Genomic DNA, 14,411 nt, shown 5'->3' with positions numbered 1-14,411 from the left:
CCTGTTACTCGACCGAGGTCAGCCGCGGCGCCTCGGCGCCCGCGTCCACCGGTCCGTCGAGCCGGGCCGCGAGCTGCCGTGCCCAGGCCGTCAGACCGGCCACATCGATCGCGTACGGGTCGCGGTAGCCGGAGATCCGGTCCGCGCCGCGCAGCAGCAGCCGCGCGCCGCCCGCCGTATTGCCGCGGGCGGCGTGCGTGAGCCCCACCGCCAGCTGTGCGAGTCCGCGCCAGAGCTCGCGCTCCGCCTCGGGCCCGGTCTTCCAGGCATCCTCGAAGACCTCGTGGGCGTGGAAGGGCATGCCCACGTCGAGCAGCCGCTGGGCATCGGCAAGTGTCTGGCCGGGGGTGCGGACGACGCCCTCGGGCTGCCGTTCCACTCCCCGCGTCCCGTACGGGAGAGGGCGCCCCAGCCCGTCGCGCGGCCGCGCGTTGCGTGCGCGCCCTTCGGTGTCGCGGTCCCTGCCTGCCTTGTCCACGCATCGATTGTCCCCCGTGCCCCGGACGCGCTGCCCGGACGGGTCGTCGGCAGACGGCAGGGAGTGAGTTGGATGTGGCAACCTAGTGGCATGAAGGCACGCACCACCGAGGACCACAAGCTCCCCGCACTCGCCCTCGACTCGCGTGGCCGGCCCTGCTCGATCGCCGCATCGCTCCAGGCCGTCGGCGAGAAGTGGTCACTGCTGGCGGTGCGGGAGATCAGCTTCGGCAACAGCCGCTTCGCCGCGATCGCGCGTAACACCGGCGCTCCCCGCGATGTCCTCACCGCGCGCCTGCGTCATCTGGAGTCCGTCGGCGTCCTGACCCGGCGGCAGTACAGCGAGCACCCTCCGCGCTTCGAGTACCACCTCACCGAGGCCGGGCGGGACCTGCTGGTGGTGCTGACCACGCTGCGCGCGTGGGGCGACCGGTGGCTCGTCGACGAGCCGCCCGCCGTCTTCGGCCACTCGTGCGGCGAAGAGCTGGACATGGTCCACAGCTGCCGTCACTGCGGTCAGGAGGTCGTGCCCGAGGATCTGCGGCTCGACGTGCGTACGCCCGGCTGGAATTCGTCCGGACCGGTCGAGTCCACGGCCGCCGACTCGGCGGCCGGGAGCGAATGACCGCAGGCCGTGCGTCCGGTGGCCCGGCGCGGTGAGGTAGTGTTCTCCTGCGCGCTCGGCCGGGAAACCGGGAGGATTCGCGCAACGGGACGTGGCGCAGCTTGGTAGCGCACTTGACTGGGGGTCAAGGGGTCGCAGGTTCAAATCCTGTCGTCCCGACTTTTCGAAGTCGTAGAAGAATTCGCGGAAGAAGAGGCCGTGCCGGAGTTTCCGGCACGGCCTCTCGCGTTTGGTTCAGGGGATCAAGGCGTACTCCATCGCAGCACCGCCCCCAGCCCGCCCGCCGGACCGCGCATGCCCTCAGGTACGAGCAGTACCTCGGCGTCGGCCGCCGCGGCCGCCCGCAGCAGCGCGTCGTCCGCGCGTGCCTGGACGGGCTTGGCGACGCCCATCGCCTGGGCCTGGCCGCGCTGTACGGCGACGTCGTCCACGCCGGGTCCGATCCATACGTCGCGTGCCGCGTCCGACGCGTCCTGCGCGAGCAGGAGCGTGGCCACCTGGTGGCTGCGGGCCGCGTCCACGACCGCCGGAACCCCTTCCGCGGCATCCCCGCGGCCGGTGTCGACGGAGGCCTTGCGGTGCTCGCCGGGGCGGCCGCGTCCGATACGGAAGCGCTCCAGGGCGCTCTGGAGCCGGTCGCGCGCGTACGCCTCGCGAGCCTCGGCGATCTGGCGGTCGAGCACGCTCTTGGAGGCGCCCGGCGATCTGCTGCCGCTGTCGGCCTCGACGGCGGAGGCCCGGATACGTTCGGGCAGCCGGGTGTGCACCGCCTTGCGCTCGCGGGAGTCTCCGGTCAGGACCAGCAGCCGGGCGCCGCTGTCGGGCCACTGCTTCGCGATCTCGCCCGCGATGATGTCGGCGGTTTCGTTCCAGCTGTTCTCGACCTTGTTCCGGTAGTGCCACTCGTAACGGTCGGTGGGGATGCTGCGATGCCCGCGGCCCCGCCACTCCTTGCCGTTGGCCTGGCCCAGGGTCTCGCGGTGGTGTGCGTCGCGCAGTTCCAGATCGGCGCCGGTCCGGTCGATGTATGCCACCAGGCAGGGAGGTTCGTCGCCCCGCAGGCGGGCGAGCGGGGCGACGTGGGGCAGGATCGACCACGTCGCCTCGGTGTTGAGGGGAGAGACGGCGAGCGGCAGGTCGAGCACGACCTCGGCGCCGGCGGCGAAGATCGCCCGGCCGGGAGGTGCCCCGGAGACCGGCTCATGGGCGAGCGTGTCGATCACCGCCCTGACGGTGTAGGCGTCGGCACTCGCGTCGATGAGCTGCGCCGCGACAAAGCGCTCACGGAGCTTCTGGACCTTCGTGGCTTCCTCGGTCGCGCGCGAGGTGTCGATGTATACGGAGGCCCAGGGGCCTGGACGATCGAAGAGCGGCTTGAGAAAAGCAAGTTCCATGATCTCCCCCAGGCTTGGGAGGGTGGTTACTACCAGATTACGACGACCTGCCCAAAGTGCCCTGCGGAATCGAGCAAGTTGAGGCGCACCCGAGCAACGACCGGTTCGTGGACCCGGCCCGCGAACGGGCACCGTCCGTGGCGCGGTCCGGCGGTGGTTGCAGCGCGTAACGGTTCACATTGCGAGCGTGTCGGCGCGCTGCTTCGCTGAGGGAGTCCGCTCTACCCGACGTCCAAGGAGTGACGATGAGCGTTGCAGGTGAATCCGGTGGCCGAGTCCGGCAGATGCGCGAGAAGGCCAAGCAGATGCAGGAGGCCGCGGAGCGCACGACCGACCCGAAGGAGCGTCAGCGGCTCCAGGAGAAGGCCCGGAAGCTGCAGGAGCAGAGCGAGCAGGAAAGCAGCATGGGCAGCGGGGACGCCCGCCCCCTGTAGGTGCCCGCACCACGTGCACGGCTGACGGCCTGTCCTTGGGGCAGGTCGTCAGCCGTCGCTTTTGTGCCCCGTCGGCTCGGGCGACGGGTCGGCAGGTGTCCCTGCGGGGCGTGGCTCGCCGCCCAGTTGCGGCTGATCGACCCCGAACTCGTAAGGGGGGATACTCCGCCGCGCCATGGGAACTCGGCGACCGACAGCGGCATGAGCAAGGCGCGCGAAAGGACGTGAGCCCCATGAGAGTGGCGTTCCTCATGGCCCCCCAGGGGGTCGAACAGATCGAGCTGACCGAGCCGTGGCAGGCCGTCGCCGACGCCGGTGGAGAGCCGGAGCTGCTGTCGACGAAGCCCGGCCGTGTGCAGGCCTTCCGTCACCTCGACAAGGCCGACACCTTCGCCGTCGACCGGACGGTCGCCGAAAGTGACGCCGCGGACTACGACGGGCTGGTGCTCCCGGGAGGCGTCGCCAATCCGGACGCACTGCGTATGGACGAAGCGGCCGTCGCGTTCGTCAAACGCTTCTTCGGCCTCGCCAAGCCGGTGGCCGCGATCTGTCATGCCCCCTGGACGCTGGTGGAGGCGGACGTGGTCCGCCATCGGACCCTGACCTCGTGGCCCAGCCTGCGGACCGATATCCGCAACGCAGGCGGGACCTGGGTCGACGAGGAGGTCGCGGTCTGCCGCGCCGCCCCGGCAACGCTGATCACGAGCCGTAGACCGGCCGATCTGAAGGCGTTCTGCTCCACGTTCCTGCCGGAGTTCGGCGGCTGAGCCCTTGGCGTACGTCGCGGGCCGAGCAAGATCCACCAAATTGTCACGATAAGTGTTCAGTTGCGTACTTTGAGCGATGGGCGCACTGTGGTTACGGCGTTCCACCCCACACCCGAAACACCCGAAAGGACACGTCATGGGTAAGGCAAAGGCCAAGGGTAAGCAGGCCAAGGGTCAGATGAAGGAATCCGCGGGCAAGGCCATGGGCGCCCGAGGCATGCAGGCGGAGGGCCGGGGCGAGCAGATCGCCGGCGCGACCCAGGAGGCCATGCAGAAGGCCGCCGACCAGGTGAGGAAGCCGGGCGGACGGTAAGTCTCCGGCCAGGTGGACGGGCTGCCCCGGGGCTACGGTCCCGGGGCGGCCCGCTGTCCGGCCGCAACTCGCCCGACCACGTCGTATGGCGGCGGGGAGTACGCCGGAAGGCGGATAGTTTTCAGTTCAACTGACTCGACCCGGAGGTCACCATGGACCGCCGACGGGCCCGGATGCGTCTCCGTCGAGGGACGGCGGACGGCGAAGAGAGCCCCCTGAACCGGCGCCCGGCGCTCAGGAAACCCGCCTGTCCTCGCGCAGCGCGGGTTGGAGCCTGGACACCAGACGGAAGAACTCGGCCTCGTTGCCCGCCATGCCGAGAGTGCGCAGCGCCTCGTCCGCCTCGGCGATCGGGGCGGTGAGCAGCGGCAGGGGGAGCAGCGGCTGTTCCGTTTCGGAGAGGACGGCCCGGGTGGTCTGCAGCAGTCGTACGTACGCCTGTGCCGCGGCGAGCTCGGAGTCGGTCATGTCGGTTGCCCCCTTGGGAAGGTGTCGGACCGTCAAGCATCTCGCGAGGCACTGACAATGCCCGCCGAGCAGCGGGTTCGCCCCGCCATGCTGTGGGGCGCGGGCAGTTCACGGCATGAGTTCCAGGGGGTCGTACTCATGGGGCCGGTCGCCCACCCACTCGATCCAGGTCGGGTCGTCGAGCAGATTGTCCGCGTCGGGCAGCCCGGCCCGGCGGAGGAATTCCAGCAACTGGTCGTCGGAGTGGGCGAGCCCCATGATCTGATCCCGCACGGTGACCCGGCGGCCACCCGAGGGGGAGATCCGGTGTACAACGATCGGTGGGTGTACAGCCATGTCTCCAGCGTCCGTCCATCATGGCCCGGCGGCATCCGGACACCCTGCATCCTCGCGCACCGCGGGGGCGGCCGGAATGCGCGCCCGGTGATCAGCGGTGCGTTCGCCGTCGAGTTGTAGGCGTCGTCGGTGCCGTGGACGGCGAGTGTCCTGCCCGCCGCGATCTCGGCGGGCAGGCGCGTCCGGCGATGAACCGCGCCGCGCGACGGACCTGTTCGGGCTCGGAGGGCGACTTCTGGGTGGCCGCGCGCCGCACATCTCCACGTCGAACGCCATGTCCGATTTCCGCCAGCCCCCGCCCCCGGGCGGTGCCCATACTGGCCGTATGGCGATCGAGGACAGCAGGTACGAGGCGGTGAGCAGCCGGGACGCCCGGTTCGACGGGATGTTCTTCTTCGCCGTGTCCACCACCGGGATCTACTGCCGCCCCAGCTGTCCCGCGATCACGCCCAAGCGCCGGAACGTGACTTTCTACCGGACGGCCGCCGCCGCCCAGGGCGCGGGATTCCGGGCCTGCCGCCGCTGTCGCCCCGACGCGGTGCCGGGCTCCGCCGAGTGGAACGCCCGCGCCGATGTCGTCGGCCGGGCCATGCGGCTGATCGGCGACGGCATCGTGGACCGCGAAGGCGTCGCCGGCCTCGCCGACCGGCTGGGTTACAGCGCCCGCCAGGTGCAGCGGCAGCTGAACGCCGAGCTCGGCGCGGGCCCCATTGCCCTCGCCCGCGCCCAGCGCGGACACACCGCACGCGTACTGCTGCAGACGACCACCCTGCAGGCGGCGGAGATCGCTTTCGCCTCGGGATTCGCGAGCGTGCGGCAGTTCAACGACACCATCCGCGAGATCTACGCGGCCACCCCCAGCGAACTGCGCTCGGCCCGGCCCGGCCGCGGCTCGCGCTTCGGCCCGGTCGCCCCGGCCAACGGCGCCGCCGGAGTGCCACTGCGGCTCGCCTACCGCGGCCCGTACGCCTCGGCGGAGGTCCTCGACTACCTCGCCGCGCGTGCCGTCACCGGCATCGAGGAGATCGTCGGCGAGCGCGGCTCCCGGACCTACCGCCGCACTCTGCGGCTGCCCGGCGGATCCGGCGTGGCCGAGGTCGCTGAACAGCCGGGCGCGGGCGGCTGGTTGGAGTGCCGACTGCACCTCACGGAGCTGCGGGACCTGACGACGGCCACCCAGCGGATGCGCCGCCTCTTCGACCTCGACGCCGACCCCTGCGCTGTCGCCGAACGCCTCGGCACTGACCCGGCACTGGCTCCCCTGGTCGCGGCCCGCCCCGGCCTGCGCGCGCCGGGCACGGCCGATCCCCACGAGCTCGCGGTACGGGCCGTGCTGGGCCGGCGGGAAGAATGCGACGATCTCGTCGCGGCGCACGGGCAGAAGCTGCCCGAGCCGAGCGGCGGGCTGACACATCTCTTCCCGCGCGCCGAGGACTTGGCGGCTGCGGAGCCCCGCGCGCTGCGCACCCTGGCGACCGCGCTCGCGGACGGCTCGCTGATCCTCGACCCGGGGGCGGACCGGGACGAGGCAGTACGGCAGCTGCTCACGCTGCCGGGCATCGACCGCCGGACGGCGGGCTACATCCGGATGCGGGCTCTCGGCGACCCGGATGTGCTGCTGGGGGACGACGTGACGGTGCAGGCGCAGACGGGGGACGGGGAGCGGTGGCGGCCGTGGAGGTCGTACGCGATGCACCACCTGTGGGTCATGGCGTCCGGAAGCTGACCCATAAACGGCCGACGGTGCGGGTCACCGGGGAACGAAGGCGACCCGGAACATCTTGGGCCACCACTTGCCGGTGAGCAGGAACTGGCGGGTCCCGGGAAGGGCCGCGATACCGTTCAGGACATCCGCTCGGGCAGCCTCCTGTGGCGTGAGCAGCCCCGCGGCGTCGATTTCCCCGGTGACCGTGCCGGTATTCCCGTCGATGCGCACGATCCGGTCCGACGGCCAGACGTTGGCGTACACGAGGTCACCGACGCATTCGAGCTCATTCAGCCGGCTCACGGGGCGCCCACCGGCGGTGACGGCAACCTCCCCCGTTTTCGCGAGAGTCCGGGGGACCCGAAAGGTGAGCCGGGAGGAACCGTTGCTCGTCACCAGCCGGTCGCGATGCCGCTGGTGGCACAGGCCCCAGCCTTCGTCCCCGTAAGGGACCCGGCGCAGCTCGGCCAGCGTCCTCGCGTCCCGTTCGACGGCCAGGCCGTTCCGCCAGGTGATCTGCCACAGAGTGGGTCCCATGACGGTGATCCCCTCGCCGAACAGCGGCCGTGCCAACTCGGTGCGGACTGCCGGAAATCCGTCGAGCGGGCCCGCCCGGACCGAGGACTGTCCGACCACGCCCGTGCTCTCGTACAGCGTGCCGCCTTCGGTCATCTCCAGGCCCTGGGTGAAGGCCTTCGGGTCATGGGGCAGGGTTCCGACGACCTCGGCCCGCAATTGCTCGATCCCTGTCGCGGCCCGCCCGGCTGGGTCGCGGCCGATCTCCCCGGCGCCGCCCCCCGTCCCACACGACGCGGCGAGCATTCCACCGACCAGGGCCACGACCACGACGGGGACCGTCCGTGCAGCACGCATGACCTCGCGCTGCCCGGTTCTACGATCGTGTCTTGGACGGCACCCGCGCTCCGTGCTGCTTGTCGGCCGGCCGTCGGCCGGGGACCACTGCCGCCAAGCGCGACGACACGAGCGCGGTGAGCCGGGCCGTCGTGTCCTGCTTCGGCCGGTAGGTGTACGCATAGGCGTGGGCGTCGCCCTCTCCGCGTACCGGAGCCGCGTTCAAGACGGCTCCCAGCACAGGGACGTTGACGCGTTCGAGGATGCGCAGAGCGTCGATGACCTGGCTCCTGCTCGTCCGCCCGGCGCGCGCCACGAGCAGGTAGCCGTCGATGGCGGGTGCCATCGCTGTGGTGTCGGCGAAGGGGAGTACCGGGGCCGTGTCCACCACGACATGGTCGAACTGCTCGGCAAGAGTGCGCAGCAGGGAGGCGAAATAGGTGCTGCCGAGGAGCTGCGTCGGGTTGGGAGGGATCCTCCCGCTGGCGAGCACCGAGAAGGTACCGGCCGACTGGAGTACCTCATGCAGTTCGGCCTGGCCCACCAGAGCTGTGGTGAGCCCGGCGTCCCTGACCAGGCCGAGGGCCGGAGCAATCGAAGGCCGGCGCAGGTCGCAGTCGATCAGACATACCTTTGCCCCTTCTTCGGCCAGTGTGGCGGCCAGGTTGACCGACACACTGCTCTTACCCTCACGTGGCAGCGGGCTGGTGACGGCGATCACCTTCGGCCGCTGGTCCACCTCCGCGAACTGCAAGTTGACACGAAGCTTCCGGAAGCCCTCGGCACGCGGACTGTGCATGTCGTCGCGCAGGGAGACCGGTTGCCGTGCGGCTCGCGGGTCCTGAACGATGCTGGAGAGTACGGCGGGCCCACCGGCGGCTGCCAGGCACTCGGCAAGGGCTTTGGAGTCACGCATCGACGTGTCCACTGTCTCCAGTGCGACACCCAGCCCCAGCCCGAGCAGCAGGCCCACCGCCAGACCCAGGGCAACATTGACGGCGGTGTTCGGGGACGAGGGCGCGGTCGGCGTGGCGGCAGGGTACGTCACGGTGAGCCGTACCGGGGAAGGGAGCTTGCTTGCCTCGGGACGCTCCAGCTTCCTGATCACGTCGGCAAAGCGCCGAGCGACTGAGTTGCTGATCAGGGCGGCTCGTGCCGCATCGGTGTCGGTGACGGTCAGGCGGACCAGAACGGTGTTGAGCGGCGCTTCGGCCTCGATCCGGTCAGCCAGCTGAGCCGACGTCATCGTGAGCCCGAGGGATTTCACGACCGGTCCGGTCACTGCGGGGCTCTCCGCCACGTCGGCGTAGGACTGGACTCTGGCCTGGGCGAACGAGTTGCCCTCGTTGAGCTGGGATGTGTTGGTGTCGGCCTGGAGGGACACGAAGAGCGTGGTCGTCGCCCGGTACTCCGGAGTGACGAGGACACTCGCCAGGACGCCCGCCACCGTCCCCAGCACAGTCACGAGGGCAATGACGTGCCAACGACGGGAAAGGACACGTAGGTAGTCGCGCAGATCCAAGGCCATTCCCCAGTCGGAGCAAGTGAGTGAGCAGTCAGCCTAGGAGCAGGCTCACGAATTTGGGGCGCAAGGCATGTGCACTCGACTTTTCGTACCCCAATGGAGTGCACCGGCGTCCCCTCAGAGACGCTCAACCGTTTCCACGCGGCACCGATTGCATGCGTCGAATACGTAGTCGGCGACACGCTCCACCATCGCGTAGTCGAAGGAGTCGTGGTCGGTGGCAATGACCACGGCATCGGCAGCCGCGACTTGTTCCTCCGTGAGGTCGACGCACAGAATGTCGTCGGGCAGCTGACGAGGGTCGACATGCGGTTCCACGGCGAGGACGTGAGCGCCCATGTGCTGGAGTCCGAGCGCCACCGCGACGGAAGGGGACTCCCGGATGTCGCCGGTGTTCCTCTTGTAAGCGAGCCCGAGGACCAGAACCTGGCTGCCGTTGACCGGCTTGCGTCGGGCGTTGAGCCCTCTGGCCACGCGCAGCACCACATGGTCCGGCATATGGCTGTTGATGTCGTTGGCCAATGATACGAAGCGGAAGTCGTGCCGCAGCCTCTGCTTGACCTGCCACGAGAGGTAGGAGGGATCAATGGGCAGGCAATGTCCGCCGACGCCGGGCCCGGGCAGAAAACGCATGAAGCCGAATGGCTTGGTCGACGCCGCGTCGATCACTTCCCAGATGTCGATGCCGAGCGGTTTGCAGAACATCGCCAGCTCGTTGACGAGGGCGATGTTGACATGGCGGAACGTGTTCTCCAGGAGCTTGGTCAGCTCGGCCGTGCGTGGTGAGCTGACCGGGACGGTACGGTCCACGATGTCTTCGTAGAAGAGCTCCACATGCCGCAGGGAGTCCTCGTCCATACCGGACACGACCTTGGGGGTGTTCTCCAGCCGCCAGGTCGGGTTTCCCGGGTCGATTCTTTCGGGGCTGTATCCGAGGAAGAAGTCCTTGCCCGCCTGAAGCCCGCTGCCCGCCTCCAGGATCGGGCACACCACGTGCTCCGTCGTGCAGGGATACGTGGTCGACTCCAGGATCACCGTGGCGTTCGGCCGGAGGTGCAGGGCGATTTCCCGCGCGGCGCTCTCCACGAAACTCAGGTCGGGGGCCCCCTCCTTCAGAGGCGTGGGCACCGTGATGACACAGACATCGAAGTCCGCCGCATCCGCGTAGTCGGTACTCAGGGCATAGCGGCCCGAGTTGAGGGCAGCCAGCAGGCGGGGCGACGTCACGTCCTCGGCGAACGACTCGCCGCCGGCCAGGCGCTTGACGCGCATCTCGTCCACATCGAGACCAACGACGTTGCGCCCGGCCTCCACTGCGCGAACGGCAAGTGGAAGCCCCACGTACCCCTGGCCGACCACCACTACCTTCTTTGCTGCCTCCGACATGATCGGACTCCTCTCTGCTGGCCATGCAGAATGTTTCGATGGGATATGCCCGGTGCTAGCCCGACGCGGCTTTCCGTCCGTCTCCCGAGTGAACACTCGCCCGGCGAATGGGGGCATGCCGGCAGCCAAGGAGTGCGAATGGGCTAAGGGCGGGATTCAATTCATTCTTTTTGCGTCATCCCTGGCTATGGTTTCCGTGCGTTGCCGGGCACTTGCCCCAGGCAACGCCCACCCGCAGACATGGAGTGACGGCGTGATGGAACGTCCGAAATACCTGGTCACCGGAGGAGCCGGCTTCATCGGCTCCCATCTCGTCGATGCACTTCTGGCGCGTGGTGAGCCGGTCGTTGCACTCGACGACATCAGTACGGGAAGCCTGGTGAACCTTGCACGAGCGCGCGAGCAGGGTCACTTCCAATTCGTCCACGGTTCCGTGCTGGATTCATCGCTCGTCGACAAGCTGGTCAGTGAATGCGATGTCGTGGTGCATCTGGCGGCGGCCGTAGGTGTGAAACTCATCGTGGAACAGCCACTGAATTCCTTCACCATCAACACCAAGGGCACTGAAACCGTCCTCAGTTCCGCTCACCGCCATGGCCGCAGAGTCATCATTGCCAGCACGTCGGAGATCTACGGCAAGAACTCGTCCGGACCGCTGAGCGAGACATCCGACCGCGTCCTCGGCAGCACTTCCGTCCCGCGATGGTCCTACAGCACCGCCAAGGCGGTCGATGAGATCCTTGCCGAGCTCTACCGGCGGGAGTACGGACTGCGGTCCACCATCGTGCGGTTCTTCAACACGGTCGGCCCACGGCAGAGCCCCGCCTACGGCATGGTCATCCCGAGATTCGCCCGTCAGGCAGTCCGGGGAGAACCCCTCACCGTCTACGGCACCGGACAGCAGAGCCGCTGCTTCCTCCATGTCGCAGATGTGGTCCAAGCGCTCTTGTCGCTGATCGACCGTCCGGAGGCGGTGGGCCAGACCTTCAACATCGGGAGCGACGAGGAGATCAGCGTTCTGGATCTGGCGCGGCGGATCATCGCGTGCGCCAAGAGCAGTTCGACGGTGCACCGTCTCTCCTACAGCGAGGTCTACGGACCGGAGTTCGAGGACATGGAGCGCCGGGTCCCCGACACCACGAAACTCAGGAACTTCACCGGCTGGGAGCCGCAACGGAACCTCGACGACGTCTTGGAGGACGCCGTCGAAGACGCCCGGAGCGACGTGAGGAGGCAGGCACTCGGGGCTGCCGCCGACAGCTCGGCGAAGGGAGGAACAGGCGACCCCAAGAGCCGGACGGCGCTGGTGGGTCCATGTCCGGTCTGAGTCCGTGGCTCGTGTCGGCAGGCGCAGGCGTGGGGGCACTCTTCATCGCTGCCCTGCTGACCGAGCCCCTGCGACGGCTGGCCCTGCGGCGCGGCTACACCGACCAGCCGAGCGCACGCAAAGCCCATGTCCACCCCACTCCCTATCTCGGCGGCATCGCGGTCGCGATCGCCACGGTCGGCTCGGCGTGTGCGGCGACAGTCGCCGTGACGGGGACCGACGCCACAGTCGTCGTCCTGCTCGCAAGCGCCTCGCTCATCGCCGTGTTGGGCCTCGGCGACGACCTGCGTCCGCTCAGCATTCGTCTGCGTCTGTGTGTCGAGGCGGCGGCAGCCCTGGCGGTGGTGCTCTGGTGCGGCCATCCCGTTCTCTTCGGTTCATGGTTCGACGTGGTGGTCGCGGTCGGGTGGATCCTCTTCACCACCAACGCGTTCAACCTGCTGGACAACATGGACGGGGTGGTGTCCACCGTGACCGCCGTCACCGCGGGATTCCTGTGCTGCGCAGCCCTCTCCGTCGGACTGGCCGGCATTGCCCCGGTCATGGCTGCCCTCGCCGGAGCCAGCGCGGGCTTCCTCTTCCACAACTGGCATCCCGCGCGGATCTTCCTCGGTGACGCGGGCTCGCTCTTCGTGGGCTTTCTGGTGTCGTCCGCCACGGTGACCCTGCACCGGGACACCGCCGCCCTTTCCGGGTACACCAGCCTGTTGCTCATCACGCTGGTCGTCACCGCGGACACCGGCCTGGTCATGGTCGCCCGGCGCAGGGAGGGCAGGCCTCTGCTCCAGGGCGGCAGGGATCACATCGCCCACCGGCTGCGCAGCCTCGGGCTGACCGTCCGCCAAGTGACCGTTGTCATCGGCGGTTTCGCGGCCATGTCGTGTCTAACGGCGGTGCTCGTCATGTTCAGGGTGTTCCCGCAGAGCGCCGTGCTGGCCGCGGTTGTCGTGGTGACCGCGCTGGCGTGGGGTCTGCTGCTGAGAGTCCCTGTGTACACTTGAAGTGCTCTCCCGCATGAATTGAATGCGGGAGATTCCTGCCTACCTTGCGGTGGCGGGCTTGACGCGACTAGCGCGCCTGACGACTGCCCTCCCGGCAGCCGGAATGAGCGCGAGGCCCATCCGGTACAGGTGCAAGACGTTCTGGGCCGCGTTGTGGTCGGCGTTGCCGGACCATCCGCAGTCCGGGTTCTTGCATACGAACACGGCCTGGGACTCCCGGCTGCCTGGTGTGGTGAAGCCGCAGGCTGAGCAGCGCTGGGAGGTGCCGGGGGCGGGGACCTTGTGCAGGGTGCCACCGTTTCGGGCGGTCTTGTACGTCAGCAGCTCGACCGTGCGGCCCCATGCCTCCTCGCTGATGGAGCGGTTGAGGCCGGACTTCTGCGCAACGTTGTTCCCGGGGCTCTCCACGGTTCCCTTGGCACTCTTGACCATGTTTGTGATGGCCAGATCTTCTACCACGATCACGCTGTACTTCGCGGCGATCTCGGTGGTGGTCCGGTGCTGCCAGTCCAGGTGCCTGCGCTTGGCTCTCGCACGAAGCCCTTGGATCTGGTCATAGGCCGCCTGCAGACGGTTCGAGGTGCGCTCGCCTGGCTTGCGGAAGGTCTTGCGGTGCGCGGCCCGCTGTTCCAGCCGGAGCAGCTTGGCCCGTTCCTTGGCGGTAAGCCACGCGCCGTGCGCCTTGGTGTCCCCGTCCGACAGGGCCAGGGGCAGGCTCACGCCGACATCGATGCCGACCTCCGGGCCGGCGTGCGGCTCGGGCTTGGGCTCGAGGGCCTGGACGCGGAAGGCGATGTGCCAGCCGAGTGCGTCTTTGACCAGCCGGGACCCGGTGATGCGGTTGTGGGTGTTGGCATGCTTGCCGACGGGGAGGTTCCTCGTCCAGCGGAAGCGGACGCGTCCGATCTTGGGGATGTTGACCATGCCCCATCGGCGGTGCACGCGAGTGATGTTCAGGTCTCGGCCCTGCGGGATGTCCACAGACATCGCCGACCGGAAGCGGGCCTTGAAGTTCGGGGCGTCGGCGCGGCCGTCCCAGCAGTTCTTCCATGCCTGGAAATACGTCTTGAGTACCGCCTGCGCGGCTTGGGCGGGTAGCGCGGCAAGCCAGTCGATCTCCTTGCGGGCCTGGCGTATCGCGGCGTCCGCGGCGCCCAGCGAACGCTTCTCCTTGGGGAGCATCGTCCACCAGTCGTGCAGGCAGTTCCATATCGTGCGGGCCGCGTGCGCCTGGTCGTCCATGAGCCGGATCTGTCCAGGCGTCAGGGCCAGCCGGGCACGGTGCCCGAACTGCCGCTTCTCCCCTACGAGTTCGCTGCTCACGCGATCACGGTATCATTTGGTTTATGTCGCCACGATGGAACCCGAATCCCGATGTACGCACGGGACGACACGTCGTGCACAACCTGCACGTCCATTTGGTGTTCGTCACCAAGTACCGTCGCCGGGCATTCACTGACGCCATGCTGACCAGGTGCGAAGAGATCATGCGGGAGGTCTGCGCCGACTTCGAGGCCGAACTGAAGCAGTTCAACGGCGAGGAGGACCACGTGCACCTGCTGGTGCACTACCCGCCCAAGGTCCAGCTCTCCAAGCTGGTCAACTCCCTCAAGGGCGTCTCCTCGCGCTACCTGCGCAAGGAGTACGACGCACACGTAGGCCGCTACCTGTGGGGCGGGCACTTCTGGTCCGGCTCGTACTTCGCCGGATCCTGCGGCGGGGCACCGCTGACCGTCGTACGCCAGTACATCGAGAACCAGCAGCGCCCCATGTGAGCGGCTTTCCTGCTTCGGCAGTGATA

At 68.6% G+C, this 14,411-nt stretch carries 16 protein-coding genes and 1 tRNA gene; 9 read left to right on the top strand and 8 right to left on the bottom strand.

Annotated elements, in window-relative coordinates; all coding sequences use genetic code 11:
* Window positions 1–4: 4 nt before the first annotated feature.
* Complete coding sequence (locus OG905_RS06425) at window positions 5–478, bottom strand: DUF309 domain-containing protein (protein WP_328666629.1); 474 nt, start codon at window positions 476–478, stop codon at window positions 5–7.
* A gap of 90 nt (window positions 479–568) precedes the next feature.
* On the opposite strand from OG905_RS06425, the gene OG905_RS06420 reads away from it, so the two are divergent.
* Window positions 569–1,102, top strand: a complete 534-nt coding sequence (locus OG905_RS06420) for a winged helix-turn-helix transcriptional regulator (RefSeq protein ID WP_328666628.1) — start codon at window positions 569–571, stop codon at window positions 1,100–1,102.
* A gap of 85 nt (window positions 1,103–1,187) precedes the next feature.
* A tRNA-Pro gene (locus OG905_RS06415) sits at window positions 1,188–1,261 on the top strand.
* Window positions 1,262–1,344: 83 nt separating this feature from the next.
* On the opposite strand, the gene OG905_RS06410 is transcribed toward OG905_RS06415, so the two are convergent.
* A complete protein-coding gene (locus OG905_RS06410; RefSeq protein ID WP_328666627.1) occupies window positions 1,345–2,496 on the bottom strand; it encodes a baeRF2 domain-containing protein in 1,152 nt (383 codons plus the stop codon).
* Between the two features lie 245 nt (window positions 2,497–2,741).
* Here OG905_RS06410 and OG905_RS06405 point away from each other — a divergent pair, with 245 nt between their 5' ends.
* The 3 genes from OG905_RS06405 to OG905_RS06395 all read left to right on the top strand — a co-directional run bounded on the left by OG905_RS06405 (window position 2,742) and on the right by OG905_RS06395 (window position 4,010).
* Window positions 2,742–2,930, top strand: a complete 189-nt coding sequence (locus OG905_RS06405) for a DUF6381 family protein (RefSeq protein ID WP_328666626.1) — start codon at window positions 2,742–2,744, stop codon at window positions 2,928–2,930.
* Between the two features lie 233 nt (window positions 2,931–3,163).
* On the top strand, window positions 3,164–3,697 hold the full coding sequence (locus tag OG905_RS06400; RefSeq protein ID WP_328666625.1) for a type 1 glutamine amidotransferase domain-containing protein: 534 nt from the start codon (window positions 3,164–3,166) through the stop codon (window positions 3,695–3,697).
* A 136-nt stretch (window positions 3,698–3,833) separates the two neighbouring features.
* The gene (locus tag OG905_RS06395) at window positions 3,834–4,010 is read left to right on the top strand and encodes a CsbD family protein (protein ID WP_328666624.1); all 177 of its coding nucleotides are present in this window, start codon (window positions 3,834–3,836) and stop codon (window positions 4,008–4,010) included.
* A gap of 234 nt (window positions 4,011–4,244) precedes the next feature.
* Here OG905_RS06395 and OG905_RS06390 read toward each other — a convergent pair whose 3' ends face one another.
* The gene (locus OG905_RS06390; RefSeq protein WP_328666623.1) at window positions 4,245–4,478 is read right to left on the bottom strand and encodes a hypothetical protein; all 234 of its coding nucleotides are present in this window, start codon (window positions 4,476–4,478) and stop codon (window positions 4,245–4,247) included.
* A 108-nt stretch (window positions 4,479–4,586) separates the two neighbouring features.
* Window positions 4,587–4,814, bottom strand: coding sequence for a hypothetical protein (locus tag OG905_RS06385; RefSeq protein WP_266483695.1), 228 nt, complete (start codon window positions 4,812–4,814; stop codon window positions 4,587–4,589).
* Window positions 4,815–5,139: 325 nt separating this feature from the next.
* Here OG905_RS06385 and OG905_RS06380 point away from each other — a divergent pair, with 325 nt between their 5' ends.
* Window positions 5,140–6,540, top strand: a complete 1,401-nt coding sequence (locus tag OG905_RS06380) for a DNA-3-methyladenine glycosylase 2 family protein (protein WP_328666622.1) — start codon at window positions 5,140–5,142, stop codon at window positions 6,538–6,540.
* 24 nt (window positions 6,541–6,564) lie between these two features.
* On the opposite strand, the gene OG905_RS06375 is transcribed toward OG905_RS06380, so the two are convergent.
* The 3 genes from OG905_RS06375 to OG905_RS06365 all read right to left on the bottom strand — a co-directional run bounded on the left by OG905_RS06375 (window position 6,565) and on the right by OG905_RS06365 (window position 10,282).
* Window positions 6,565–7,392 (bottom strand): glutaminyl-peptide cyclotransferase, encoded by an 828-nt coding sequence (locus tag OG905_RS06375; RefSeq protein WP_328666621.1) that lies wholly within the window; start codon window positions 7,390–7,392, stop codon window positions 6,565–6,567.
* A 19-nt stretch (window positions 7,393–7,411) separates the two neighbouring features.
* Window positions 7,412–8,899, bottom strand: a complete 1,488-nt coding sequence (locus OG905_RS06370; protein WP_328666620.1) for a polysaccharide biosynthesis tyrosine autokinase — start codon at window positions 8,897–8,899, stop codon at window positions 7,412–7,414.
* A 114-nt stretch (window positions 8,900–9,013) separates the two neighbouring features.
* A complete protein-coding gene (locus tag OG905_RS06365; protein ID WP_328666619.1) occupies window positions 9,014–10,282 on the bottom strand; it encodes a nucleotide sugar dehydrogenase in 1,269 nt (422 codons plus the stop codon).
* 115 nt (window positions 10,283–10,397) lie between these two features.
* On the opposite strand from OG905_RS06365, the gene OG905_RS06360 reads away from it, so the two are divergent.
* Both OG905_RS06360 and OG905_RS06355 read left to right on the top strand, forming a co-directional pair.
* Complete coding sequence (locus OG905_RS06360; protein WP_328666618.1) at window positions 10,398–11,609, top strand: NAD-dependent epimerase/dehydratase family protein; 1,212 nt, start codon at window positions 10,398–10,400, stop codon at window positions 11,607–11,609.
* Window positions 11,597–12,610, top strand: a complete 1,014-nt coding sequence (locus OG905_RS06355; protein ID WP_328666617.1) for an MraY family glycosyltransferase — start codon at window positions 11,597–11,599, stop codon at window positions 12,608–12,610. The genes OG905_RS06360 and OG905_RS06355 overlap by 13 nt, the downstream gene beginning before the upstream one ends.
* Window positions 12,611–12,649: 39 nt before the next feature.
* Here the strand turns inward: OG905_RS06355 and OG905_RS06350 are convergent, their stop codons facing one another.
* The gene (locus OG905_RS06350) at window positions 12,650–13,852 is read right to left on the bottom strand and encodes an RNA-guided endonuclease InsQ/TnpB family protein (protein WP_328682073.1); all 1,203 of its coding nucleotides are present in this window, start codon (window positions 13,850–13,852) and stop codon (window positions 12,650–12,652) included.
* A 104-nt stretch (window positions 13,853–13,956) separates the two neighbouring features.
* Between OG905_RS06350 and tnpA the strand changes: the two genes are divergently transcribed.
* Window positions 13,957–14,385, top strand: a complete 429-nt coding sequence (gene tnpA, locus OG905_RS06345) for an IS200/IS605 family transposase (RefSeq protein ID WP_328666616.1) — start codon at window positions 13,957–13,959, stop codon at window positions 14,383–14,385.
* Window positions 14,386–14,411: the final 26 nt, after the last annotated feature.

This window comes from Streptomyces sp. NBC_00322, from assembly GCF_036147535.1.
Classification (GTDB): domain Bacteria; phylum Actinomycetota; class Actinomycetes; order Streptomycetales; family Streptomycetaceae; genus Streptomyces.
The sequence above is the reverse complement of the archived record's forward strand: the minus strand, read 5'-3'. Positions and strand labels throughout refer to the sequence as shown.

Bases quoted from the DNA above. Each gene is read 5' to 3' on its own strand.
- OG905_RS06420 (WP_328666628.1), top strand. From the start codon at position 569: ATGAAGGCACGCACCACCGAGGACCACAAGCTCCCCGCACTCGCCCTC.
- OG905_RS06410 (WP_328666627.1), bottom strand. From the start codon at position 2,496: ATGGAACTTGCTTTTCTCAAGCCGCTCTTCGATCGTCCAGGCCCCTGG.
- OG905_RS06405 (WP_328666626.1), top strand. From the start codon at position 2,742: ATGAGCGTTGCAGGTGAATCCGGTGGCCGAGTCCGGCAGATGCGCGAG.
- OG905_RS06400 (WP_328666625.1), top strand. From the start codon at position 3,164: ATGAGAGTGGCGTTCCTCATGGCCCCCCAGGGGGTCGAACAGATCGAG.
- OG905_RS06395 (WP_328666624.1), top strand. From the start codon at position 3,834: ATGGGTAAGGCAAAGGCCAAGGGTAAGCAGGCCAAGGGTCAGATGAAG.
- OG905_RS06390 (WP_328666623.1), bottom strand. From the start codon at position 4,478: ATGACCGACTCCGAGCTCGCCGCGGCACAGGCGTACGTACGACTGCTG.
- OG905_RS06385 (WP_266483695.1), bottom strand. From the start codon at position 4,814: ATGGCTGTACACCCACCGATCGTTGTACACCGGATCTCCCCCTCGGGT.
- OG905_RS06380 (WP_328666622.1), top strand. From the start codon at position 5,140: ATGGCGATCGAGGACAGCAGGTACGAGGCGGTGAGCAGCCGGGACGCC.
- OG905_RS06375 (WP_328666621.1), bottom strand. From the start codon at position 7,392: ATGCGTGCTGCACGGACGGTCCCCGTCGTGGTCGTGGCCCTGGTCGGT.
- OG905_RS06370 (WP_328666620.1), bottom strand. From the start codon at position 8,899: ATGGCCTTGGATCTGCGCGACTACCTACGTGTCCTTTCCCGTCGTTGG.
- OG905_RS06365 (WP_328666619.1), bottom strand. From the start codon at position 10,282: ATGTCGGAGGCAGCAAAGAAGGTAGTGGTGGTCGGCCAGGGGTACGTG.
- OG905_RS06360 (WP_328666618.1), top strand. From the start codon at position 10,398: ATGCCGGCAGCCAAGGAGTGCGAATGGGCTAAGGGCGGGATTCAATTC.
- OG905_RS06355 (WP_328666617.1), top strand. From the start codon at position 11,597: ATGTCCGGTCTGAGTCCGTGGCTCGTGTCGGCAGGCGCAGGCGTGGGG.
- OG905_RS06350 (WP_328682073.1), bottom strand. From the start codon at position 13,852: ATGGACGACCAGGCGCACGCGGCCCGCACGATATGGAACTGCCTGCAC.
- tnpA (WP_328666616.1), top strand. From the start codon at position 13,957: ATGTCGCCACGATGGAACCCGAATCCCGATGTACGCACGGGACGACAC.